General features: G+C 74.0%; 23 protein-coding genes. 9 read left to right on the top strand and 14 right to left on the bottom strand.

Features of this window, described 5'->3' with window-relative positions; translation table 11 throughout:
- Positions 1-18: 18 nt before the first annotated feature.
- Positions 19-213 (bottom strand): hypothetical protein, encoded by a 195-nt coding sequence (locus IPM45_03035; protein ID MBK9178545.1) that lies wholly within the window; start codon positions 211-213, stop codon positions 19-21.
- Positions 214-239: 26 nt separating this feature from the next.
- On the opposite strand from IPM45_03035, the gene IPM45_03030 reads away from it, so the two are divergent.
- The 4 genes from IPM45_03030 to IPM45_03015 all read left to right on the top strand — a co-directional run bounded on the left by IPM45_03030 (position 240) and on the right by IPM45_03015 (position 3,872).
- Positions 240-947, top strand: coding sequence for a cupin domain-containing protein (locus tag IPM45_03030; protein ID MBK9178544.1), 708 nt, complete (start codon positions 240-242; stop codon positions 945-947).
- A gap of 258 nt (positions 948-1,205) precedes the next feature.
- Entirely contained in the window at positions 1,206-2,069 is an 864-nt protein-coding gene (locus IPM45_03025; GenBank protein MBK9178543.1) for a transporter substrate-binding domain-containing protein, read from the top strand.
- A gap of 144 nt (positions 2,070-2,213) precedes the next feature.
- The gene (locus IPM45_03020; protein MBK9178542.1) at positions 2,214-3,002 is read left to right on the top strand and encodes an amino acid ABC transporter permease; all 789 of its coding nucleotides are present in this window, start codon (positions 2,214-2,216) and stop codon (positions 3,000-3,002) included.
- Positions 3,003-3,047: 45 nt separating this feature from the next.
- A complete protein-coding gene (locus tag IPM45_03015; GenBank protein MBK9178541.1) occupies positions 3,048-3,872 on the top strand; it encodes an amino acid ABC transporter ATP-binding protein in 825 nt (274 codons plus the stop codon).
- Here IPM45_03015 and IPM45_03010 read toward each other — a convergent pair.
- Positions 3,859-4,917, bottom strand: a complete 1,059-nt coding sequence (locus IPM45_03010; GenBank protein ID MBK9178540.1) for a M23 family metallopeptidase — start codon at positions 4,915-4,917, stop codon at positions 3,859-3,861. The two genes, IPM45_03015 and IPM45_03010, sit on opposite strands and share 14 nt — an antisense overlap.
- An 84-nt stretch (positions 4,918-5,001) precedes the next feature.
- Between IPM45_03010 and IPM45_03005 the strand changes: the two genes are divergently transcribed.
- Positions 5,002-6,363: an amidase gene (locus IPM45_03005; protein MBK9178539.1), complete on the top strand. Its 1,362-nt coding sequence runs from the start codon at positions 5,002-5,004 to the stop codon at positions 6,361-6,363.
- Positions 6,364-6,379: 16 nt separating this feature from the next.
- On the opposite strand, the gene IPM45_03000 is transcribed toward IPM45_03005, so the two are convergent.
- The 5 genes from IPM45_03000 to IPM45_02980 are packed head-to-tail and all read right to left on the bottom strand — an operon-like array spanning position 6,380 to position 10,664.
- Positions 6,380-6,862, bottom strand: coding sequence for an adenosine-specific kinase (locus IPM45_03000; protein ID MBK9178538.1), 483 nt, complete (start codon positions 6,860-6,862; stop codon positions 6,380-6,382).
- An 11-nt stretch (positions 6,863-6,873) separates the two neighbouring features.
- A complete protein-coding gene (locus tag IPM45_02995; GenBank protein ID MBK9178537.1) occupies positions 6,874-7,611 on the bottom strand; it encodes an SDR family oxidoreductase in 738 nt (245 codons plus the stop codon).
- A 29-nt stretch (positions 7,612-7,640) separates the two neighbouring features.
- On the bottom strand, positions 7,641-8,186 hold the full coding sequence (locus IPM45_02990) for a DnaJ domain-containing protein (GenBank protein MBK9178536.1): 546 nt from the start codon (positions 8,184-8,186) through the stop codon (positions 7,641-7,643).
- A 19-nt stretch (positions 8,187-8,205) separates the two neighbouring features.
- On the bottom strand, positions 8,206-9,435 hold the full coding sequence (gene glgA / locus IPM45_02985) for a glycogen synthase (protein ID MBK9178535.1): 1,230 nt from the start codon (positions 9,433-9,435) through the stop codon (positions 8,206-8,208).
- 35 nt (positions 9,436-9,470) lie between these two features.
- A complete protein-coding gene (locus IPM45_02980) occupies positions 9,471-10,664 on the bottom strand; it encodes a C69 family dipeptidase (GenBank protein ID MBK9178534.1) in 1,194 nt (397 codons plus the stop codon).
- A gap of 69 nt (positions 10,665-10,733) precedes the next feature.
- On the opposite strand from IPM45_02980, the gene IPM45_02975 reads away from it, so the two are divergent.
- Positions 10,734-11,765: an NAD(P)-dependent glycerol-3-phosphate dehydrogenase gene (locus tag IPM45_02975; GenBank protein MBK9178533.1), complete on the top strand. Its 1,032-nt coding sequence runs from the start codon at positions 10,734-10,736 to the stop codon at positions 11,763-11,765.
- A 28-nt stretch (positions 11,766-11,793) separates the two neighbouring features.
- Here the strand turns inward: IPM45_02975 and IPM45_02970 are convergent, their stop codons facing one another.
- From IPM45_02970 to IPM45_02960, 3 genes are all read right to left on the bottom strand, one after another.
- Positions 11,794-12,579, bottom strand: a complete 786-nt coding sequence (locus IPM45_02970; protein ID MBK9178532.1) for a hypothetical protein — start codon at positions 12,577-12,579, stop codon at positions 11,794-11,796.
- A 93-nt stretch (positions 12,580-12,672) separates the two neighbouring features.
- Positions 12,673-13,020 (bottom strand): hypothetical protein, encoded by a 348-nt coding sequence (locus IPM45_02965; protein ID MBK9178531.1) that lies wholly within the window; start codon positions 13,018-13,020, stop codon positions 12,673-12,675.
- A 63-nt stretch (positions 13,021-13,083) separates the two neighbouring features.
- Positions 13,084-13,428: a hypothetical protein gene (locus IPM45_02960; protein MBK9178530.1), complete on the bottom strand. Its 345-nt coding sequence runs from the start codon at positions 13,426-13,428 to the stop codon at positions 13,084-13,086.
- Between the two features lie 147 nt (positions 13,429-13,575).
- Here IPM45_02960 and IPM45_02955 point away from each other — a divergent pair, with 147 nt between their 5' ends.
- Both IPM45_02955 and IPM45_02950 read left to right on the top strand, forming a co-directional pair.
- Positions 13,576-14,214, top strand: coding sequence for a hypothetical protein (locus IPM45_02955; GenBank protein ID MBK9178529.1), 639 nt, complete (start codon positions 13,576-13,578; stop codon positions 14,212-14,214).
- Between the two features lie 115 nt (positions 14,215-14,329).
- On the top strand, positions 14,330-17,017 hold the full coding sequence (locus tag IPM45_02950) for a GNAT family N-acetyltransferase (GenBank protein MBK9178528.1): 2,688 nt from the start codon (positions 14,330-14,332) through the stop codon (positions 17,015-17,017).
- Positions 17,018-17,030: 13 nt separating this feature from the next.
- Here IPM45_02950 and IPM45_02945 read toward each other — a convergent pair whose 3' ends face one another.
- From IPM45_02945 to IPM45_02935, 3 genes are read right to left on the bottom strand one after another with little or no spacing between them, the layout of a single operon-like run.
- Positions 17,031-17,960: a hydrolase gene (locus tag IPM45_02945; protein MBK9178527.1), complete on the bottom strand. Its 930-nt coding sequence runs from the start codon at positions 17,958-17,960 to the stop codon at positions 17,031-17,033.
- 23 nt (positions 17,961-17,983) lie between these two features.
- Positions 17,984-19,096 carry an acyl-CoA dehydrogenase family protein gene (locus IPM45_02940; protein MBK9178526.1) on the bottom strand — a complete coding sequence of 371 codons (1,113 nt, stop codon included), beginning with the start codon at positions 19,094-19,096 and terminating at the stop codon, positions 17,984-17,986.
- A gap of 35 nt (positions 19,097-19,131) precedes the next feature.
- Positions 19,132-20,610, bottom strand: a complete 1,479-nt coding sequence (locus tag IPM45_02935) for a PPC domain-containing protein (GenBank protein ID MBK9178525.1) — start codon at positions 20,608-20,610, stop codon at positions 19,132-19,134.
- A 241-nt stretch (positions 20,611-20,851) separates the two neighbouring features.
- On the opposite strand from IPM45_02935, the gene IPM45_02930 reads away from it, so the two are divergent.
- Positions 20,852-21,238, top strand: a complete 387-nt coding sequence (locus IPM45_02930; GenBank protein MBK9178524.1) for a hypothetical protein — start codon at positions 20,852-20,854, stop codon at positions 21,236-21,238.
- A gap of 16 nt (positions 21,239-21,254) precedes the next feature.
- Here IPM45_02930 and IPM45_02925 read toward each other — a convergent pair whose 3' ends face one another.
- Positions 21,255-22,721 carry an NADP-dependent isocitrate dehydrogenase gene (locus IPM45_02925; GenBank protein MBK9178523.1) on the bottom strand — a complete coding sequence of 489 codons (1,467 nt, stop codon included), beginning with the start codon at positions 22,719-22,721 and terminating at the stop codon, positions 21,255-21,257.
- Positions 22,722-22,770 lie beyond the last annotated feature (49 nt).

The following is a 22,770-nucleotide window of genomic DNA, read 5'->3' as shown; positions in this document are numbered from 1 at the left end:
CAAGGGGTCGCCCACCGCTCAGCCGGCGACGGCGGCGGCCACGGCGCCCACCAGGCCCAGCCCCAGGGGGACCAGGCCGATCAGGCTGACGCGCCACGCGATCCGCCGGGAGCGGTCGGGCAGGTTGTCGTCGGCGCCGACGAGCGCGCCCACGAGCAGCACGGTCGCGCCCGCCACGAACAGCACGACGGAGACGGTGCCGGCGACGCTCACCCGGCCAGTCTGGCTCGTCGGTCGGCTTGCCCGCCCGCCTCGACGTGGTCACAGTGGAGCCGGGCCGGACGACCGGCACCACGGTGGGAGGTGGCGCGGTGGCGCAGGAGAGCGGAACCGGCGGGGGGTTCGTGCGGGGGCTGCTGGACGCGGTCGCGGGGTGGCCGGCACGGCTTCGGCCCGCCGGCGCGCCCCGGCAGGTGCGCCGGGTCGTCACCGGCGACTCGCCCGAGGGCACCTCGGTGGTCGTGAGCGACGGCCCACCGCCCCGGGTCGCCAGCGTGCCCGCGTGGCCCGGGTTCTCCAGCACCGTCGTCTGGGCCACCGACGCCGGCATGACGGCGGTGCCGGGTGCCGACGACCCCACGCCGGCGATGACGTCGTTCGTGCCAGGCCCCGGTGGCACTCGCTACACCGTCGTGGTGATCCCCCCCGACACCGGCGGGCTGGCGCCGGGTGCCACACCCGACGACCTGGTCGGCCAGATGGCCGAGGCCCTGCCCGGCCTCGGGGACCGGATGGACGCCGAGCACCCGGGCGTCCACGCCACGGACACGGTCGACTACAACGTCGTCGTCTCCGGCGAGGTGTGGCTCGAGGTCGACGACGGGGTCAGCACCCTGCTCCGCGCCGGCGACGTGGCCGTGGTGACGGGCAACCGCCACACCTGGCACAACCGGTCGAAGGCGTCGGCGGTGCTGCACACCGTGGTCGTGGGGACGCCTCGCACGTAGCGCGGATCGGTCAGCGATCCGCGGCTGCGGGCGCCCCCTTCGAGCGTTCTCGGGCAGGTTCGCCACCGCCAGGGTGGTCGAGCGGGCGCAGAACCCGCCTCGCGCCGGCCCCCGGATCGGCGGCGTGCCGGCACAGGCGTGCCGGCACGAGGTGCCTGGCTCGTCCGTGAACCCTGCGTTTCGGTGGCCCGTCGGTCTCGACCGAACCGACGCCGCGCCCGTATGCTGCCCCGACCGTGCTCCTGAGGAGGACCCGAGGTGCGTCGAACCCGTTCCTGGATGGCCCTGCTGCTGGTGCTCACGCTCGGCGTCGCCGCTACCGCGTGCGGCGACGACGATGACGACAGCGGCTCCACCGACACCACCGCGGCGTCGTCGGACACCACCGCGGCGGCCGGCGGAGAGACGGCCGCCACGCTCGACGGGGTGACCCTCGTCAGCGACGGCGAGCTCACCGTGTGCACCGACTCTCCCTACCCACCCTTCGAGTTCGAGGGTGACGACGGCGAGCAGACGGGCTTCGACATGGAGCTGCTCCGGGTGCTGATCGCGCCGCTCGACCTCGAGCTGGCTCCCACCGTGACCCCGTTCGACGGGATCTGGCTGCAGCCTGCCGCGGGCACCTGCGACCTGGTCGGGTCGGCGATGACCATCACGCCCGAGCGCCAGGCCGCGGCCCTCTTCTCCGACCCGTACTTCGACGCCGACCAGTCGCTGCTGGTGCGGGTCGACGACCAGGACACCTACGCGACGCTCGACAGCCTGGCCGGCGCCGTGATCGCGGTGCAGACCGGCACCACCGGCGAGGCCTACGCCCAGGAGAACGCCCCGGAGGGCGCCGAGGTCAAGAGCTTCGACGAGGCCGCGGCCATGTTCCTCGCCCTCGAGAGCGGCGACGTCGCAGCGATCCTCCAGGACTTCCCGGTGAACGCCTACCGGGCCACCCAGGACGACCAGTTCGTCGTCACCGAGACGTTCACCACCGGCGAGCAGTACGGCTTCGGCGCCTCGCTGGACAACACCGCGCTGATCGACGTGATCAACACCCGCCTCGCGGAGGTGCGCGACAGCGGCGAGTACGACGAGGTGTTCAGCGAGTGGTTCGGCGAGGCCCCGCAGTAGGACAGGCGGACCCGGGGGGGACGTGGATCGGCGAGTAGGGGCAGCCAGCCCGGGTGACCGGGCTGCAACCCACCGGCGCTGGGGGACCCGCACGGGTCCCCCACGCCGCGTGTGGGGGGCACAGAGCGGCGTGGGGCGACCGAGGTGGCCCTGACCCGACGGCAGCGATCCCGCCTCGTGCGGTGGGGCGTGTACGCGGCCACGCTCGCCCTCCTCGCCGTCACCGCGCTCAGCGTCGACTGGGGTCGTCTCTACGACGCCCTGTTCGACTGGGACATCGCCAAGCAGCTGTTCCCCGACGTCCTCACCGTCGCGGCCAAGAACACACTCATCTTCACCACCCTCGGCTTCGTGGGCGCCCTGCTCCTCGGGCTGCTCCTCGCCCTCATGCGGCTCTCGTCGGCCAAGCCGTACCGCTGGTTCGCGGCGGGCTACATCGAGGTGTTCCGGGGGATCCCCGCACTGGTCACCATCGTGCTCATCGGCTTCGGGCTGCCCATCGCCCTCGGCGTGCGGGTCCCGGGGATCTACGGGCCGGGGGCGTTGGCCCTCTCGGTCGTCTACGGCGCCTACCTGGCCGAGACGATCCGCGCGGGCATCGAGGCCATACCCAAAGGCCAGATGGAGGCGGCCCGCTCGCTCGGGATGAGCCACGTCCGGGCCATGGTCACCATCGTGATCCCGCAGGCCTTCCGGGTGATCATCCCGCCGCTCACCAACGAGTTCGTGGCCCTGCTGAAGGACACCTCGCTGATCTCGGTGCTGGGCGTCACGGCCGCTACCCTCGAGCTCACCCGGTTCGGCCGGAGCGCGGTCAACACGTACGCCAACGCCACGCCGCTCATCGTCGTGGGAGTCGTCTACCTCGTGCTGACCGTGCCGCTCACCCGCCTGGCGGGGTACCTGGAGAAGCGGTCCCGCCGGGCCCGGTAGGCCCGCTCCGGAGGAGCCATGACCTCGAACCCGCCCCTCGTCTCGATGGCCGAGCCCGCCATCCGCATCGAAGGCCTGCACAAGTACTTCGGCGCGCTCGAGGTGCTGAAGGGCGTCGACCTCGAGGTGCGTCGCGGCGAGGTCGTCTGCATCGTGGGCCGCTCCGGTTCGGGCAAGTCGACGCTGCTGCGGTGCGTGAACCGCCTCGAGGAGCCCACCGCGGGCCGGATCCTCGTCGAGGGGATCGACATCACCGACCCCGACTGCGACGTCGATGGCGTCCGCCGGCGCATCGGCATGGTGTTCCAGCTGTTCAACCTGTTCCCGCACCTCACGGTGCGAGGCAACCTCACGGTCGCCCAACGGCGCGTGCTCAAGCGCTCGAAGGCCGAGGCCGACGCCGTGGCCGAGGAGATGCTCGCCCGCGTGGGGCTGGCCGAGAAGATCGACGAGCACCCGATCCGCCTCTCGGGCGGCCAGCAGCAGCGGGTGGCCATCGCCCGGGCGCTGGCCATGAACCCCGACATGATGCTGTTCGACGAGGCCACCAGCGCGCTCGACCCCGAGCTGGTCGGCGGCGTGCTCGGCGTGATGCGCCGCCTCGCCACCGACGGCATGACCATGCTCGTCGTCACCCACGAGATGGGGTTCGCCCGCGAGGTGGCCGACCGCGTGGTGTTCATGGACGGCGGCGTGGTGGTGGAGGAGGGGCCGCCCGAGCAGGTGCTGGGCGAGCCGCAGGACGAGCGCACGCGGTCGTTCCTCCAGCGCGTGCTGCAGCCGATGGCCGTGAGCGACATCGGCCCGGTTCCCCTTCTGGGCGAGGTGCCCCCCCTGCCGGCCGAGGAGGGGCGGGTCACCCAGCTGTGACCGGCGTGGGGAGCCGGCCGACGGCGTCGGCCACCGAGAGCAGCGGATAGGGGTTCACCGGCGCGCCGCCGCCGGGGTGCACCTCGAAGTGCAGGTGGGGCTGCCCGGCGGCGTTGCCGGTGTCGCCCACGAAGCCCACCACCTCGCCGGCCTCGACGGCGGTGCCGGCCGCGATCCCCACGGCGTAGCCCGACAGGTGGGCGTACAGGTACCGGGTGCCGCTCTCGCCGTCGAGCCAGAGCTCGATGCCTCCGAGCGGGCCGCCGCCGGGGCGCACCACCCCCCGCTCCGCGGCCACCAGCGCCGTGCCGCCCGGAGCGCCGATGTCGGTGCCTTCGTGGGTGTGCGCCTGCTCGGTGCCCGCCATCCGGGGGGCGCCGAAGTCGTCGACGAACGGGTGGTACGGCGGTGCCACCGGGAACACGAAGCCGGTGACGGCCACCTCGCCGCCGGCCTCGAAGACCAGGAGGGTGAGCCGCGCCCCGCCGACCCGGCGCTCGGCCGCGGGGAGCTCGGCCGCAGCCCCGGCGGCCTCGCGCTCGGCCGCGTCGCGCGCCAGGACCACGTCGGCCAGGTCGGCGGTGACGGCCTGGCGGGCCGCGCGGTAGGCGTCGACGGCGGCCCGGTCGCCGTCCAGGGCACCCCGCACCAGCTCGGCCCGGCTGGCCAGCTCGGTGGGGCTGTCGGCGGTGACGAGGAGCTCGAGGGCGGTCGTCGGGCCACGCACGTAGGCGGCGGCCGCCCGGCTGGCGAGGGTGGCCCGCGCGTCGCGGAGCCGGTCGATGGCCTGGCGGCGCTCCTCGTCGAGCCCCTCCCGCTGCACGTCCAGCTCGGCGATGCGGGCGGTCGCGGCGTCGCGTCGGGCGAGGGTGGCGGCCAGGGCGGCCTCGGCGTCGGCCAGCTGGCGGCGCGCGCCCGGGAGGTCGCGCCGGATCGCCCGGTGCGGCTCGGCCCCGGCGGGCAGCCCGGCACCGGGCGCGGCGGCGCAGGGGGTGGCGGCCCCGAGCACGATCAGCAGGGCCAGGACGGCGGCGGCCCGGCGCATGCACGTCCTGTCGGCCCGTCACCCGGCGATGTGAGGCGGCGCGCCCGCTACGGTCGGGCCGACGAGAGCCCTCGGGGGGGACGGATGCTGACAGAGCTGGCGGCCGCAGTGCGGGGCGGGCGGGTCGAGCCGGTCGAGCTGGTCGAGGAGAGCCTCCGGCGCATCGAGGCCGGCAACGGCGCGCTCAACGCGGTGATCTCGGTCCGCCCCGACGAGGCGCGGGCCGAGGCTCGCGCCTCGTCGGGGCGGGACGGGCCGCTGGCCGGCCTGCCGCTGCTCGTCAAGGACATGGCGCGGTGCAAGGGCTCGGTCACCACCATGGGGTCGCCGCTGTTCGCCGGTGCTGCCCCCGACACCGTCGACGACGTCGCCGTGGCCCGGCTCCGGGCGGCCGGCGCCATCGTGGTGGGCCGGACGAACAGCCCGGCGTTCGGGCACGCGGGGTTCACGACCAACCGGCTCTACGGCGCCACCTGCAACCCCTGGAACCTCGACCGCTCCCCGGGGGGGTCGAGCGGGGGCTCGGCTGCCGCCCTGGCCGCCGGGTTCGCGCCCCTCGCCACCACCTCCGACGGTGGCGGCTCCGTGCGGATACCGGCCAGCTGCTGCGGGCTGGTGGGGTACAAGCCCTCGATGGGGGCCATCGGGCGCAACGTGCTACCCCGCTGGATCCACTTCTCCACGCAGGGGGTGACCGCCGCGAGCGTCGACGACGTGCTGGCGCAGGCCGAGGTCGTGCTCGGGCCTGCCGTCGGCGACTACCTCGGCCTGCCCCGGGCCGGCGTGGCCCTCGCCCCGTCCGCGCCGGCCCGGGTGCTGGCGTGTCGCAGCTTCCGTGCCGGCGTCGACCCGGTGATCGAGGCGGCCTTCGAGGAGGCCCTCGACGAGCTGGCCGGGGTCGGGTTCCCGGTGGAGCGCGTCGAACCGCCGTCGGACTCGTCGGTGGCAGAGGCCTGGTTCGTGATGAGCGCGGCCGAGCTGGCGCAGAGCCTCCTCGACGTGCGCGACCAGTGGCCGTCGTTCGAGGCATCGCTCGCCTTCGTGCTCGACTACGGCGCCGCGGTCGGCGCGACCGACTACATCGCGGCCGAGCGACGGCGCCACGAGGTGTCGGCCCGCTTCGACGACCTGCTCGGCGCCGACGCCGTGCTGGTCGTCCCCACCGTGAACGTCACCAGCTGGGGCCCCGAGGGGCCGCTCCCCACCAGCGTCGGCTCGGTGGTCGACGACCCGGCGGTGGCGGTCAACACCAACGACCTGAACTTCACGGGCCACCCGGCGGTGAGCGTGCCCCTCGGCCGCGACGCTGACGGCGTGCCGTTCGGCCTGCAGATCGTGGCGCCCCGCTTCGCCGACGGGCTGGCCCTCGGCCTGGCACAGGCGTGGGAGCGGCGGCGGCCGTGGCCGGAGGTGGCGCCCGGCTACGAGCCCTTCGGCCCCCCGTGACGGCGGGCGGGCCCGCTCATGGGGTGTAGCCGATCCGGCGGAGCAGCTCGTGGCGGTCGGCCACGTCGGCGTCGGTCTCCTCGCCCAGGGGCGGCTGGCCGTCGATGACGCCGACGATCCCCCGGCCCGACTCGTTCTCGGCCACCAGCACCTGCAGGGGGTTGGCGGTGGCGCAGTAGACCCGGCACACCTCGGGCACCTGCTTCACCGCGTTCAGCACGTTCACCGGGTAGCCGTCGGCGAGCAGGACCACGAAGGAGTGGCCGGCGGCGATGGCCAGCGCGTTCGCCACCGCGGCCCGCACCAGCTCGGGGTCGTTTCCCGCCCGGCGCACCAGGCGGTCGCCCGAAGCCTCGCAGAAGGCGATGCCGAACCGGAGGTGGGGCGACGATCCGGCCAGCACTGCGAACAGATCGTCGACGGTCTTGATGAAGTGGGCCTGGCCCAGGATGACGTTGGCGCCGTCCGGGGCGCTCACCGGCACGGCCAGGAGCCGCATCGCCGCCTCGCTCACGAACCCACCGCCCGGCCGAGGGCGCTGCCGCCGTCGATCGCCACGACCTGCCCGGTGACCTGGCCGGCGCGGTCCGAGCACAGGAACGACACCGTGGCCGCGATCTCTGCGGGGGTCTGCTCGGTGCCCATCGGCACGGCGCCGCCCACCATGGCGTCGAACATCGACTTGTCGGGGAGCAGCTGCTGCCACAGCCGGGTATAGATGAAGCCCGGCGCCACGGCGTTCGCGCGGATCCGTCGGGGAGCGAGGGCGAGGGCCAGGCAGCGCGTCCAGTGGATCAGGCCGGCCTTGGCGGCGGCGTAGGCGAACAGCTGGTTCGGAACGAGGCCCGCGATCGACGCGGTGTTGCAGATGGCGGCGCCCGGCTCGAGCCGCGGGCCCACGACCCGGGTCACCACGTGGGCCGCGGTGAGGTTGAGGTCGATCTGGTCGCGCCACAGGTCGACCGGGCCGAAGGGGTCGAAGGGCACCACGTCGGTGCGGGACGGGTCGACGCGCCCGCCGCCGGCGTTGTTCACGAGCACCCGGGGAACGACGCCGAGGTCGTCGACGCAGGCCCGCACCGCGTCCTCGTCGGTCACGTCGCAGGCGTACACCTCGGCGCCCGGCACCTCGTCGGGGTCGAGGTCGAGCACGACGACGCGACTGACCACCCCGTCGGCCACCAGGGCCTCGGCGATGCCCCTCCCGATCCCCCGTGCCCCGCCCGTCACGAGCCCCAGTCCGGCCATGCTCCCCCTCCTCGCGTCGCCGGCGGACCTTACCGGCCCCCGCCGAGGAGCTCGGCGAGCAGCGCGACGACCGCCGCGGTCGCGGGCGCCTCCGTGGCGCCGAGGGGCTCGACGGTCACGAAGGCCTCGGTCCCCTGGGCCCGGCCCTGCAGCGTGATCACCACCGACGCGGCCGGGAGCCCGCACAGCTCGACGATCACCTCGAGCAGGCCGGCATCGGCGTCGACGTACGTCACCTCGCCGAGCCGATCGGCGCCGTCCAGCAGGGCGAAGAAGGCCTCGTCGTGGGGCGCGTCGAGGAGCAGCGTGTCCGCCTCGGCCACCAGCGGCTCGGCCACCAGAGGCTCGGCGACCGGGCCGGCGACCGGGCCCGCACCGGGCTCCGTGCGGCCCGGGCCGTCTCGGGAGGCGCGCAGCACGGTGTAGGCGGCCGTGATCCGGGCCGTGGTGCGGCCGGCGTCGGCGTGCCGGGCGACGTCGGGGTGATGGGCGCGCACCAGCCGCCGGTAGGCGGCGCGGACCTCGGGCCACGGGGCGTCGTCGGCGACGCCGAGCACCCGGGAGGCCTCGGCCACGTCCACCCCGTTCGACTCGCTACCCGAACTCGGGCAGACCCTCGCCGCGCACGACCCGCTCGTACAGGTCGAGCACCCGATGGGCGATCGCCGACCAGCTGAAGTGCTCGACGACCCGGCGCCGCCCGTCGATCCCGAGCTGGCCGCCCAGCGCGGGGTCGTCCAGCACCCGGGTCAGGGTGGCGGCCAGGTCGCGCGCCAGGCCGTCGGGGTCCTTGGGGCCGGCCATACCCGGGCCGGCGGGCTCGAACGGCACGAGCAGGCCGGTCCGACCGTCGGTGACCACCTCGGGGATGCCGCCCACGGCGGTGGCCACGACGGGGGTCTCGCAGGCCATGGCCTCCAGGTTCACCAGGCCGAGCGGCTCGTAGATCGACGGGCAGCAGAACACGTCGGCGTGGGTGAGGAGCTGGATCATCTCCTTGCGCTCCAGCATCTCCTCGATCCACACGACGCTGCCCCGCTCCTCCTGGAGATCCTCGATCATGCCGGCGATCTCCTGGCCGATCTCGGGCGTGTCGGGCGAGCCCGCCCGGAGCACCACCTGCACGTCCGGGTCGAGCAGTCGGACGGCGTCGAGGAGGTGGCGGATCCCCTTCTGGCGGGTGATGCGGCCGACGAAGATGACCGTGGGCCGGTCGGCGTCGACGCCATGGCGGTCGAGGGCGTCGATGCCCGGGTCGGGGTGCCACTCGACGTGGTCGATCCCGTTGTGGATGACGGTGACGCGGTCAGGCGCGATGGCGGGGTAGCAGTCGAGGATGTCGTCGCGCACCGCGCTCGACACCGCGACGACGGCGTCGGCCGCCTCGAGGCCCGTCTGCTCGCAGAAGCTCGACAGCTCGTAGCCCCCGGCCAGCTGCTCGCGCTTCCAGGGCCGCAGGGGCTCGAGGCTGTGCACCGTGGCCACGTGGGGGATCCCGTGGATCATCTTGGCCACGTGCCCGCCGAAGTTGGTGTACCAGGTGTGGCTGTGGACCACGTCGGCGTCGGCCACGCCGGCGGCCATCGCCAGGTTGATCGACACGGCGCGCAGCGCGTCGAGGTACGGCGCCGACCCGGCGAGGCGCTCCCAGGACCGGTAGGCGAACACGGCCGGGTTGTGGCTCGGCCCCGAGCGCTCGAGCCCCCAGCAGTGCACCTGGACGGCGGCGTGGTGGGCCAGCTCGCGCGAGAGGTACTCGACGTGGACGCCCGCACCCCCGTAGACGTCGGGCGGGTACTCGCGGCTCAGGATCGCGACCTTCACGGGGCGAACCTACCCCGTGGGCGGGGCCACCCCGGTCAGTCGGCGGGGAGCCCGGCCCGACGCCGGCGCACCGCCCAGTAGCGCCGCACCCACGCGGGCCGCACGTCGGCGGTGGGGTGGGCGGCGACGGCCTCGGTCCACCGGCCCAGTAGCCGGTCGGCCTCGGCGAGGGCCCGGGCCGGTTCCGGGGGGGCCGCGAGCCACGCCCGCTCCACCTCGTCGCGCTCGGCCGCGAACAGCGGGGCCAGCGCGGCCGGGTTGCGCACCACCCGGCGGTGGAGCCGTTCGTGGCGCCACCACAGGCTCCGGCCGTCGTCGACGTCGGTGGGCGGGGGGCCGAGGTCGAGCGGCTGCTCCACGCGAACCGGCTTGAACAGCCCGGTGCACGGCGCGGCGGTGGCGGTGGCCCAGTGGCGGGCCGTGCCGGGGCGCAGCTCGGCGACCCACGAGGCCGTGGTCTGCGACGTCGCCACCAGGCCGCCGGCGTGCATGCAGGGTGCGGCCATGCCGCCCGTGAGCGGTGAGTAGCGGGGTTGGCCGGTGGGACCATGGTCGCGGAGCAGCGCCATCATGGCGGCGGGGCCGTCGGCTGCCGCCGCCGCGGCCTCGGTGCGCCCGCAACGCAGCGAGCACGCGGCCACCCTCCCGCGGAGCCGGTCGGCGTGCTCGGCCGCGAACGAGGGGATGGTGAGGCCGTTCGAGATGCTGCGGGCGCCCCCGGTCACCCGTTCCACCGCCCACCGGCGACCGGCCGTCTCCACCACCCAGGCCTCGGTGGCGTCGGCCACCAGGAAGCTGTTGTGGTAGCTGGACGACCGGTGCTCGTGGCCGCAGCCGCCGCCCTGGCCGGGGCGCTCGATCAGACCGGTGATCAGCGCGGCCGCGGCGGCGGCGGTGTCGGCCCGCTCGAGGGCCAGGCGCAGGACGTCCATCCCGGTGAGCCCGGTCGGGGCGTAGGGCTGGTCGGTGAACACGGCCTCGTTGCCGATCACGACCCCGTGCTCGTTGGCCCCCATCTCCGCGCCCCACATCCAGAACGGGCGGCTGAGCAGCACGGCGTTGGTGCGGCGCACCTGCGGCACCTCGATCCACGTGCAGCGCAGGCGGCTCCCCGGTGGGTGGTCCGCCGAGGGATGCCACTCGAGGAGCTGGGCCTCGTTCGGGTCGCGGTCGGAGTTCTTGGCGAACAGGACGCGGTCCGCCTCGACGAGGACAGCGGTGTCACACACGCGGGGATCGTACGACCCGGGACGCGGCGACGGCCCGTCGGCTAGCTTGGCCCGCCGCAGGGGTTCTGGTTGGGGGGAGCCGTGCGGATCGCCGTTGTCGGCGCAGGGGCATGGGGCACGACGCTGGCGTCACTGGTCACGCCGCGGGCCGAGGTCGTGCTGTGGGCACGCGAGCCCGAGGTGGTGGAGGGCGTCAACGAGGAGCACGCCAACCCGCTGTTCCTGCCCGGCTTCCGCCTGTCGCCGGCGGTGCGGGCCACCACCGATCTCGAGGAGGCGGTGGCCGGGGCCGAGGTCGTGGTGCTGGGCGTGCCCGCGCAGTGGCTGCGCGCCGTGCTGGGCGAGGCCGCGCCGCTGCTCCACCCGGGCACGCCCCTCGTGAGCATCGCCAAGGGCATCGAGCAGGGCACGAGGCTGCGGATGACCCAGGTGATCGCCGAGGTGCTGCCGGACCACGACCGCGACCGCATCGGGGTGCTCACCGGGCCGAACCTGGCGCGCGAGGTGATGGCCGGCCAGCCCACGGCGACGGTGGTCGCCCTGCGCGACGAGATCTGGGCCAGGGCGATCCAGTCCCTCTTCATGTCGCCGACCCTGCGCGTGTACACGAACCGCGACGTCGTCGGCTGCGAGTCGGCGGGAGCGCTCAAGAACGTCATCGCGCTGGCTGCGGGCATGGCGCACGGCCTCGGCTACGGCGACAACTCGAAGGCGGCGCTCATCACCCGGGGCCTGGCCGAGCTGACCCGCCTGGGGGTGGCGCTCGGCGGTGAGCCCCTCACCTTCCTGGGGCTGGCCGGCAACGGTGACCTCATCGCCACGTGCTCGAGCCCGCAGAGCCGGAACCGCACCGTCGGCGAGCAGCTGGGCAAGGGTCGCCCGCTCGCCGACGTGCTCGCCGGGATGCGCTCGGTGGCCGAGGGGGTGAGGAGCGCGCCGGCCGTGCTCGCCCTCGCCGACGAGCTCGGCGTGGAGATGCCGATCGCGACCCACGTGCAGGAGGTGCTCGCCGACGGGCGGAACCCGGCCGATGTGGTGGCCGACCTGATGGGCCGGGCGCCCAGGGACGAGCTGCACGGCATCCACCAACCGGTGGCCTGAGCACGCGCCCAAGTGGGGGCGTCGTCGGCTACCCGCCCGCGAGCTGGGCCAGCAGGGTGTCGTGGAGCCGGCCGTTGGTGGCCACCCCGCTGCCCCTGTCGATGCCGTCCCGGCCGTCGGCGGCGGTGAAGCGACCGCCCGCCTCGGCGAGGATCACCGGCATGGGGGCGAGGTCCCACGGGCTCACGTCGGGGTCGACCATGGCGTCGATGCGCCCGGTGGCCACGAGGGCGTACCCCCAGCCGTCGCCCCAGGTCCGCATCCGCCAGCCGGCGCGCCTGACCGCGATCAGGGCTGGTTCGGGCCAGTGGTCGAAGCCGCTGGTGGACAGCGTGCTGCCCCGGACCTCGTCGCGCTCGCTCACCTGCACGGGCACGCCGTTGCTGGAGCAGCCGAGCCCCCGGCCGGCGGCCACGGTCTCGCCCAGCGCGGGCAGGACGATCACCCCGACCGCGGGGCCGTGCTCGTCGTGGACGGCGAGGAGGGTGCTGAAGGTGGGGACCCCCCGGCTGAAGGCGAGGGTGCCGTCGACGGGGTCGAGGATCCAGCGGCGGGTGCTGGTGCCCTCAGCCAGGCCCTCCTCCTCGCCCAGGATCGTGTCGGCCGGGAACCGGTGGGCGAGCTGGCTGCGGACGAGGTGCTCGGCCTCACGGTCGGCCTGGGTGACGGGGGTGCCGTCGCCCTTGGCCGTCACGGTCAGGTCAGGGGAGCGGAACCAGCGCAGGGCCAGCGCCCCGGCCTGCTCGGCCAGCTCGACGGCGGCGGCGAGCAGGGCGGCCTCGACGGGCGGCGGGGGGTCGGGGAGAACGGTCATGGCGCTCGGCCCTCCAGCCTCGCGCACGAGGGCGCCGGGGGGAGAGGCCGGGGACCGAGCGCCACGACCGAGAAGGGTGAGGGGTGGTCCGGGCTAGTAGATCCCGCAGGCGCCGCGCCAGGGGCTCCAGCCCACCTCGGCCCACAGGTCCGCGGCCACGGCGGCGTTGGGGGCGGCCTCGCGCATGCGGTCCCAGGTGAAGCCGAGCTTGGCCGCCCGGCCCTCGTGGTAGGCACGGCCGAGCTGGAAGAGCCCGGTGTACTGGCCGTTGGCGACGGCCGGGTCGAGGCCCGACTCGCACCGCGCGATGTGCACGGCCTTGTCCTGGTCGGCGGCCGTGGCGCCCCTGACCGAGAAGGCCACACGGATCTGCTCTTCGATGCCGCAACCGCTGGCGAGCACCACGAGGATCGCCACGACGGCGAGGAGGCGACGGGTCATCGACCGAGACCGTAGCGAGTCGGCGCGCTCAGCGCAATGTGATCGCAACATTCGTCACGTCCCTCACGAGCTGCGGGCGCAGGACCAGGGGCCCCAACCCGCCTCGGCCCACAGGTCGGCGGCCACTTGGATGTTGGGGCCGGCTTCCCACATGTGGTCCCACGTGTAGCCGAGCCTGGCCGCCCGGCCCTCGTGGTAGGCACGGCCGAGCTGGAACAGACCCGTGAACTGACCGTTGCGCGCCGTCGGCTGCAGGCCGGACTCGCAGCGGGCCACCCTGACGGCGCGGTCCTGGTCGGCCGACGAAGCGCCCCGGTTGCCGAAGTGGAACCGGATCTGGTCCTCGATCGAGCACCCGGTGGCCAGCACCAGGAGCAGCAGGACGGGGAGGATCAACTTTCGCAACATCTTCGTAACGTTACGTGACACGCGCGTCATTCGCAACGCAACCGTAATGAAAATTGGGCCGGTTCCGCCCCGTCCGCATCCCGACCTGGCCGCCTGCCCCCGATCGGCCGTGCTAGAAGTCCCGACCACGACCGGAGGGGACGAGCCGTGACCGAGACCGACGTCGAGCAGGAAGGCCGCGCGCATCGAGGACCTGACCTGGTGGAGCTGCTGTCGGTGGTGCTGCTGGGCGTGGCCGCCATCCTCACGGCCTTCACCGCCTTCCAGGCCTCGCTCAAGGACGGCGAGGCCCTCAGCGGCTACACCGAGTCGAACCAGCTGGCCACCCTGGCCGCCGACCTCAACGGCCAGGGCGACGTGGTCCAGTCGAACAACGAGCAGATCTTCCTCGAGTGGAGCAAGGCCGTGAACACCGGCGACGAGGAGCTCGCCGCGTACATCCAGGGCTCGCTCATGACCGACGACCTGGCGTCCGCCATCGCATGGTGGGCCGACAGCCCCGACGAGTTCACGAGCCCCTTCGTGGAGGAGAACCCCGACTGGGTCAACCCCTTCTGGGAGCAGGGGGCCGACCTGCAGGCCCAGTCCGAGGTCGCGTTCCAGGAGGGACAGGAGGCCGGCGACACCGGCGACACCTACGGCTTGGCCGCCGTGTTCTTCGCCGTGACCCTGTTCTTCGGCGGCGTCGCCAACGTCTTCAAGAACCGCCCCCTCCAACTGGTGATCCTGGGCGTCGCCGCGGTGGCGCTCGGGGTGGGGACGGCGGTGATGCTCTCGGCCATCTAGGTCCCGACGGCCTCCTGGCCGACCGGCACCGAGCCCCGCGCCGGGGTCCGGAGGGGGCTCGGGAGGGCGCCGCAGCCGGCCCGCCGCGCCGGGGACCGCGGGTTAGTGTCCGACCGTGACGCTGCCGTACCCCGCCGAGTGGGAGGCCGACGTGGTCCTCTCCGACGGGGGGACCGTGCACGTGCGGCCCATCCGACCGGACGACGCCGAGCGGCTGGTGGCCCTGCACTCGCGCCTCTCGTCGGAGAGCATCTACTTCCGCTTCTTCAGCCCCCGGCCGGCGCTCACCGACCGGGAGGTCGAGCGCTTCACCACCGTCGACTACGACGACCGGATGGCCATGGTGGCCCTGCTCGGCGACGACCTCGTGGCCGTCGCCCGCTACGACCGCTGGCCGGGGCGCGACGAGGCCGAGGTGGCCTTCACCGTCGACGACGTCCACCAGGGCCGCGGGATCGCCACGGTCCTGCTCGAGCACCTGGCCGCCATCGCCCGTCAGCGGGGGATCCACCGCTTCACGGCCGAGACGCTCCCCCAGAACCGCAAGATGCTGGGGGTCTTCCGCTCGGCCGGGTTCGAGGCGTCGACGTCGTTCAACGAGGGCATCATCGATGTGAAGCTCGACATCGAGCCCACCGAGGAGTCGCTCGCGGCCATGCGCGAGCGCGAGAAGCAGGCGGAGGCGCGGTCGGTGGCCCGCCTGCTCAACCCGACGTCCGTGGCCGTGATCGGTGCGAGCCACCATCCGGGCACCATCGGGAACGAGGTGCTCCGCAACCTCCTGTCGGCCGGCTTCTGCGGCACCGTGTGGCCGATCAACCCGCACGCGTCCCACGTGGCCGGGGTGCGCGCCTATCCCTCCGTCATCGACGTGCCCGACGACGTCGAGCTGGCGGTCGTGGCCGTGCCGGCCGACGACATCGCGCCGGTGGTCGAGCAGTGTGCCCGCAAGCGGGTGCAGGGGCTGCTGGTGATCTCGGCAGGCTTCGGCGAGGCCGGGCCGGCAGGGGTGGAGGCCGAACGCGACCTGGTGGAGCTGTCGCGCCGGCTGGGAATGCGCCTCATCGGCCCGGCCAGCATGGGCGTGATCAACACCGCGCCCAGCGTGTCGATGCACGCCAGCTTCGCCCCGTTGGGCGTCCTGCCGGGACGGGTCGCCATCGCGGCCCAGTCGGGGCCGCTCGGCATCGCGATCCTCCGGCTGGCGACGCAGCTGGGCGTGGGGATCTCCACGTTCGTCGCCATCGGCAACCGGGCCGACGTGAGCGGCAACGACCTCCTCCAGTACTGGGAGGACGACGAGCACACCGACGTGGTGCTGGTGTACACGGAGTCGTTCGGGAACCCGCGGAAGTTCAGCCGCATCGCCCGCCGGATCTCGCGTCGCAAGCCGATCGTGGCCGTGAAGAGCGGGTTGCAGCGGGCGGCGGCGGGCGAGCCGCGCGGCGCAGCCGTCGCCGCCGGCGCGGTGGAGCCGCTGTTCCAGCAGACGGGCGTGATACGGGTCGACAGCATCCCGGAGCTGTTCGACGTGGCGCGGATCCTGGCCGGCCAGCCCCTGCCCAGGGGCCGGCGGGTCGCCGTGCTCACCAACACCCGCCACCCCGGCCTGATCGCCGCCGACGCCGCGGTGGGCTCGGGGCTGGTGCTGGCCGAGCTCGACCGCCACACCCTCGCGGCCCTGCACGAGGCCGTGCCGCCCGGATCGACCATCACGAACCCCGTCGACCTCACGCACGTCGCCGAGCCCCACCACTACGAGTCGGCGCTGGCCGCGATCCTCGACGACCCGCACGTCGACGCCCTGATCGCCATCCACGCCCCGCCGCTCACCGACCGGGCCGACGAGGTGGCGCGCATCCTCGCCGCCGCCTCCAGCCGCTCCGGCGAGGTGCCCGTCGTCGCCACCTTCCTCGCCCTGGCCGACGGGAGCCAGGCGCTCTCCTCGGGTGAGCGGACGGTTCCCAGCTTCGAGTTCCCGGAGATGGCCGCCCACGCCCTGGGCAAGGTCGCCACCTACGCCGAGTGGCGCCGCCGGCCCGAGGGCGAGGTGCCCGACCTCCCCGACGTCGACGAGGAGCGGGGCCGCGCCGCAGTCGAGCACGCGCTCGAGATCCGCCCGACGGGCACCCTCCTGCCCTGGTCGGTCGCGGCCGACCTGCTCGACGCCTACGGCATCCCCCTGACGGCCGCCAGGATGGTCACCTCGCTCGACGACGCGATCGCGGGTGCCGAGGCCGTGGGCTACCCGGTGTGCCTCAAGGCCACGGGCCTGCGGCGCGTCGCCCGGTCGGAGGCCGGCGGGGTGGCGCTGGATCTGCACGACCCCGACGAGGTGGCCGGCGCCTACCAGCGCATGAGCGAGGCGCTGGGGCCGGCCATGGCCGAAGCCATCGTCCAGCGCATGGCGGTCCCCGGGGTGGAGCTGCTCGCCGGGCTCCGGCACGTGCGGCTGTTCGGTCCGGTCGTGAGCTTCGGCCTGGGTGGCGCCTTCGCCGACGCCATCGGTGACACCTCGTCGGCGGTCGTGCCGCTCACCGACGTCGACGTCGACGAGCTGCTCGAGGGCTCGCGGGCCGGCGCGGTGCTGCTCGAGGCCGACGGGCCGGTCACGTACGACGTGCCGGCCGTGCGCGACCTGCTGCTGCGGCTCGGCCGGCTCGCCGACGACCTCCCCGAGGTGGCCGAGGTGCAGCTGAACCCGGTGCTGGTGTCGGCGTCGGGCGCCGCGGCCGTCGACGCCAGGATCTGGGTCGCTCCCGTCGCACTCGGGGTGCCCGACGAGGTGCGCCGTCTGGGCTGACTCGGCCGGCGGTTCAGCCGTCGGCCCGGGCGACCAGCGAGCCGTAGGCGTCGGGTCGGCGGGTGCGGAGGAGGGGGAAGAGCTCGAGCCAGTCGCGCCGTGCGTCGAGGTCGAGGTCGGCGACGAGCACCGCTGGCTCGTCGCGAGGTGCCTGGAGCAGGATCCGGCCGTACGGGTCGGAGATGAACGACGACCCGTAGAACGTGATCCGCTCCTCGGTGCCGATCCGGTTGGGGACCACCATGAAGGTGCCGTTGGCGATGCCGTTCCCGGTGATCACGTGCTGCCACAGCGGCTGGGTGTCGAAGTCGGGGTGATCGGGCTCCGAGCCGATGGCCGTCGGGTACACGATCAGGTCGGCCCCGGCGAGCGCGTAGGCGCGGGCCAGCTCGGGGAACCACTGGTCCCAGCAGGTCGGGAAGCCGGCGCGGGCTGCGTCCACCGTGAGCACCGGGTACTCGGCCGGGCCCGGGCGGAAGTAGCGGTCCTCGTGGTACCCGGCGGTGACCGGGAGATGGATCTTCCTCGTGCGGATCACCAGCTCGCCGTCGGGCGCCACGACGATGGCGGTGTTGTAGCCGAGCCCGCCGTCGGCGGCCCGCTCGCACAGCGAGGCGTGCACGAGGGCCCCGGTCTCGGCCGCCAGCTCGGCCGCGAAGACGTGCGTGGGCCCACCGGGCAGGGGTTCGGCGTTGGCGGCTGCGGCCTGCTCGGTCTCGTCGTCGCGGACCGCGAAGTACGAGGTGAGGGTGAGCTCCTGCAGGCACACCAGGCGGGCACCCTCGGCGGCAGCGGTGCGCACGCCCTCGGCCAGGGCGCCGCGTTGCACCTGGGGCTCGGGGTGCCAGCGCTGCTGGACCAGGGCCACGCGGATGAGCCCTCGCTCGGGTGGGCGCGTGCGGGCCGGGGACGGGGGAGGGTCGTAGCACGTGAGCAACTGCACGGCGAGGCTCCCCGGGCCGGTGGTCAGCGCAAGGCGGGCTCGCGGGGCAGCCCGAGGATGCGCTCGCCGATGATGTTGCGGAGGATGTCCGAGGTGCCGCCCATGATCGTGTAGCCAGGGGCGTAGCAGACCGCCCGGGCGGTGCGGCCCCAGAGCAGTGAGCCGGGGCCGCCGACCCGTGCCACGAACTGGGCCACCCGCTGCTCGTGCTCGGTGCAGAAGGCCTTGGTGGCCGCCGAGAAGCCCTTCGGGGCCTGGCCCAGCACCTCGCGCAGCACCAGCATCCGGCCGAGCCGGTAGCCGGTCTCCAGGGCCGCGATCTCGTGGCGGACCAGCGGGTCGGCGGTGTCGGCCCGGTCCAGCGCGTCGAGGTACAGCGCCCGGTTCGAGAGCAGCCGGTCGATGCCGCCCCGCTCGTGCTCGAGCTGGCGCATCGTCTGCCTCCAGCTGCCGCCCTCCTCGCCCACCAGGTTGGAGGCGGGCACCTCCACCCGGTCGTACCAGACCTCGCAGAAGTGGCGGTTCGTGGTCATGTCCTGGATCGGCCGGATCGTGATGCCCGGCGTGTCGAGGGGGACGATCAGCTCGCTGATCCCCGCGTGGGGCGGTCCCTCGTCGCTGGTGCGGCAGATCAGGTAGCAGTAGTCGGCGACCTCGCCGAAGCTGGTCCAGATCTTCTGGCCGTCGACCACGTACACGTCGCCGTGGCGCACGGCTCGGGCGCGCAGGCTCGCCAGATCGGAGCCGGAGTCCGGTTCGCTCATCCCGATGCACCAGGTGGTCTCGCCGGCGATGATCGCGGGGAGGAACTCGGCCTGCTGCGCCTCCGAGCCGAACGCGGCGAGGGTGGGGCCCATCTGGCGGTCGGCGAAGTAAGAGGCGGCGATCGGGGCCCCGGCGCCGATCAGGGCCTCGGTGACCACGAACCGCTCGATCGGCGTGCGGCCGTGGCCGCCGACCGACACGGGGAGGGTCATCCCGAGCCAGCCGCGGCGGCCGAGCTCGCGGGAGAAGCCCCGGTCGAAGCCGTTGATCCACGAGTCCTCGCGGACCTCGCGGTCCTCGACCGCGGCACGTGCCACCGCCTCCGCCTCCGCCTGGAGGGCCGCCAGCTCGTCCGACCAGTCGAAGTCCATGGGAGGGGATGCTAGGAGGGCGGCGGACGAGGGGCCTACCGCACGGTGAGGCGGTAGGGGCCGGTGCCGTCGTACGCGCCGACCTCGACGGTGTAGGTGCCCGTGACGGGCAGCGTGACGGTGACGGCCGCCGCGGTCGACGTGGCCAGGCCGAGAGACGGGTCGGCGTCGTCGTTGGACGCCAGCAGCGCGCCGTCGGGGTCGAGCACCGCCACCGTGGGGTCGAGCGCGCCCGACGCGTCGCCCGGATCGGCGGGTGGGGCCGGTTCCACCACCAGGGTCACGAGCTGCCCGGCGGTGCCGGCCAGGGTGTAGGTGTCGGTCCCCCCGGAGCGCTGCAGGCCGCCCTCCACCACCGAACCGGGCTGCACCGGCCCGCCCGGGCCGTCGATCTCGGCCGGGTCGACCTCGTCGATGCGGAACACGTAGGGCCCGCTGCCGCTCAGGTTGCCCACCTCGACGGTGTACTCGCCGTCGGCCGGGAGGACGGTGAGCAGGCCTGCGTCGAAGGTCCCCGCATCCGGGTCGATGTCCCCGGCGCCGTCGTCGTCCTCGGCCACGACCTCGCCGTCCGGGCCGAGCAGGGTGATCGTGGGGTCGGGGCCGCTCCCGGCGACGGCCAGGATCGCGACGGCGTCGCCCCGACGGGCCGTGAACCGGAACTCGTCGACGGTCTCGTCGCCCAGCAGCCAGCTCTCGACCCGGTCGCCGACCTGTACGTCGGTGCTCTGGCCGCCCGGCTCGACGCCCTCCGGCCCCGGCTGCACGGTCAGCGTGAAGGCACCGGTCTGGTCGGCGTCGTAGGCGCCCACCTCGACCAGGTAGCGGCCGTCGGCCGGGGCCACGACCAGGAGGGCCGGGTCGTCCGGGCCGGCCTCGGGATCGAAGGCGTCCGCGCCGTAGTCGGCGTAGCCCACCTCGTCGCCGGCCTCGTCGCGCACCGTCAGCTCGAGATCGACGTCCGGGTCGGCGGCCCGCACGACGAGCACGGCCAGCTCGTCCTGGACCAGGTCGAGCCCGTACACGGCCGGCTTGGTGCCCACCACCACCTCGCCGTCGACGGTGTCGCCCACGGCCACCTGGGTGGGGCCGGCGACGGGCGGCTGCTCGTCCTCGCCGAGGAGCTCGACCTGGAGGGCGTAGGCGCCGGTGCTGTCACCCACGCCCCGGACCTCGAGGCCGTAGCGCCCCGAGCGGTCGGCCTCGATCACGAGCAGCGGTGTGACGCCGCCGCCGCCGTCGTCGTCGCGGCCGACGAGGTCGCCGCCGGGATCGGTGGCGAGCAGCTCGGGGTCGAGGCCCGGGCCCGGTCTGACCGAGGCGACGATCCGATCGCCGGCGTCGAGCTGCACGCCGAACCGGTCGCCCTCGCCGGGCGCGCCGATCCGCCCGTCGATGTTCTCGTCGAAGGAGAACTGCTCGCCGTCGGGTTCTCGGGTGACCGGCCGGTCGTTGCCGCCGTCGCGGCGCGCCACGACCACCGCGGCCACGACCACGACGAGCAGCAGCGCCACCCCTGCCACGATCCACGGGACGGGGGAGCGATGGGTGCCCGGTGCCTGGACCGGGGTGGGCGCCGGCCCCGGCGGCGGGCCCGGCGGCGCGCCGACGGGTGGGGTCGGCGGGAGGGGGAGGTGTGGCGGCGGCCCTTGCGGCGGCGGGCCCGGCGGTCGGGGCGGCTGCCCCGGTGCGTCACTCATGGTGCCTGCTTGCCTACCACGCCTCACCCCGGGAAGAGGAGGCGACGCGACCGGGTTGTCCACGACCGTGGAGATCGAGCGGTTGACCGGCGTGTACCACGCCGACGGCGGGCTCTCGGGGGAGCTCGCCTACGTGGTGGGCAGGCTCCGGGGCACGGCGCACTGCGCCCTGTGCGACGTCACCCACGGGGTGCTCCGGGCCAAGCCGGCGTGGCGGTCGTGCGCGTCGTCCCTCCCGGTTCCCATCGAGCTCGTCCACCGCAACGAGCGCAGCCCCGAGGTCGAGGCGTTCACGGGGGCTCGCACGCCGGCGGTGGTGGCCCACACCGGCCTCGGGTTGGTCGAGGTGCTCGGCCCGGACGACCTCGACGCCCTCGGGGGCGAGGTGGAGGCCTTCCGGGCCGCGCTGGAGGCGCGCCTGGCCGCACTCGGAGCGGCCTGACGCTCCGCTCGTCCGGTCAGTCCTCGCCCTGCGCCTTCGTGAAGCCGGGCTCGCCGTCGAACTCCTGGAGCTTCTCGACGTGCATCCAGGTGTGCTCGGCCCCGACCGCGGCCACCAGGGCGAGGATGTCGGCCCCGCTGAGGTCGGCGGCCTCGTCGCGGGCCAGGAAGCGGCACCGGTACTGGTCGACGACGTCGGTGATGGCACCGGTGGGGGGGTACACCTTGGTGCCCCGGCTCGAGACCATCTTGAGCCGGAGCCTGGTGGGCGCGGCCAGCCGCTCGAGGCTGGGGCCGAGCTCGTCGGGGAACAGGGGCGTCTCCACGAACACGTCGGCGCCCACCACCCGCCGCTCGGCGGGCACGACCATGACGGGGTCGGGCGACACCTGCGGCAGCACGACCTCCTTGTAGTCCCGCACCGCCCAGGCCGCCGAGCGCCGCCCGAGGTTCTGGATGATCGCGTCGGTGTAGTCCGTCGTGGACGCGCCGTTGCCGTAGCCGACGACGTCGCCCGTGAGCGTGCCGTCCTCGAGGGTCACGAGCACCGCGTGCTCGATGTCGGCCGCGGCCTCGAACTCGCCGAGGTGGCGGAGCATCATCACCGAGGAGAGGATCACGGCCGTCGGGTTGATCACGTTGCGGCCCGCGTACTTGGGGGCGGACCCGTGCACCGCCTCGAAGATGGCGACCTCGTTGCCGATGTTGGCGGACGGCGCGAAGCCGAGGCCTCCCACCAGCGCCGAGGTGAGGTCGCTGAGGATGTCGCCGTTCATGTTGGTCGTGACGATCACGTCGAACTGCTCGGGCTTCTTCACCAGCTGGTGGGCGCAGTTGTCGACGATGACGTGCCAGCTCTCGATGTCGGGGTACTCGGGGGCGATGCGTTCGAAGGTGCGCTTCATCTCGCCCTCGGTGAGCTTCATGATGTTGCTCTTGGTGGCGCAGGCCACGCTCTGGCGGCCTTCGGCCCGGGCGACCTCGAAGGCCAGCCGCACGATCTTCTCGCAGCCCTTGCGGGAGATGAGCTTGAGGCACTGGGCGACGCCCGGGGTCTGCATGTGCTCGATGCCGGCGTAGAGGTCCTCGACGTTCTCGCGGACCACGATGAGGTCGATGCCCGAGCCGGAGTAGCGGGTCCGCACGCCGGGGAGCTCGCGGACCGGGCGCAGGTTCCCGTAGGTCTCGAAGAGCTTGCGCAGCGTCACGTTGGCGCTCTTCTCGCCGTACCCCACCGGGGTGCCGAGGGGGCCCTTCAGCGCCACCCTGGTCCGGGAGATGGACTCGATCGTCTCCTGGGGCACGCCTGACGGGATGCCCTCGCGGAACACCCGCTCGCCGGCGTGGCGCTCCTCCCACTCGATCGGCGCGCCGGTCGCCTCGACGACGCGGACCGCGGCGTCGACGCACTCGGGCCCGATGCCGTCGCCGGGGATGACGGTGACGAGCTTGCGGCCCGATGCGGTGACGTGGACGTTGGCCATGCGATGCACTCCCCAGTCGGTGAGCCGAGCTTGTCTGGGAATTGTATAC

This window comes from Acidimicrobiales bacterium, assembly GCA_016716005.1.
In the GTDB taxonomy this organism is placed as follows: domain Bacteria; phylum Actinomycetota; class Acidimicrobiia; order Acidimicrobiales; family JADJXE01; genus JADJXE01.
This window is presented reverse-complemented; position numbering and strand designations above follow the sequence as displayed.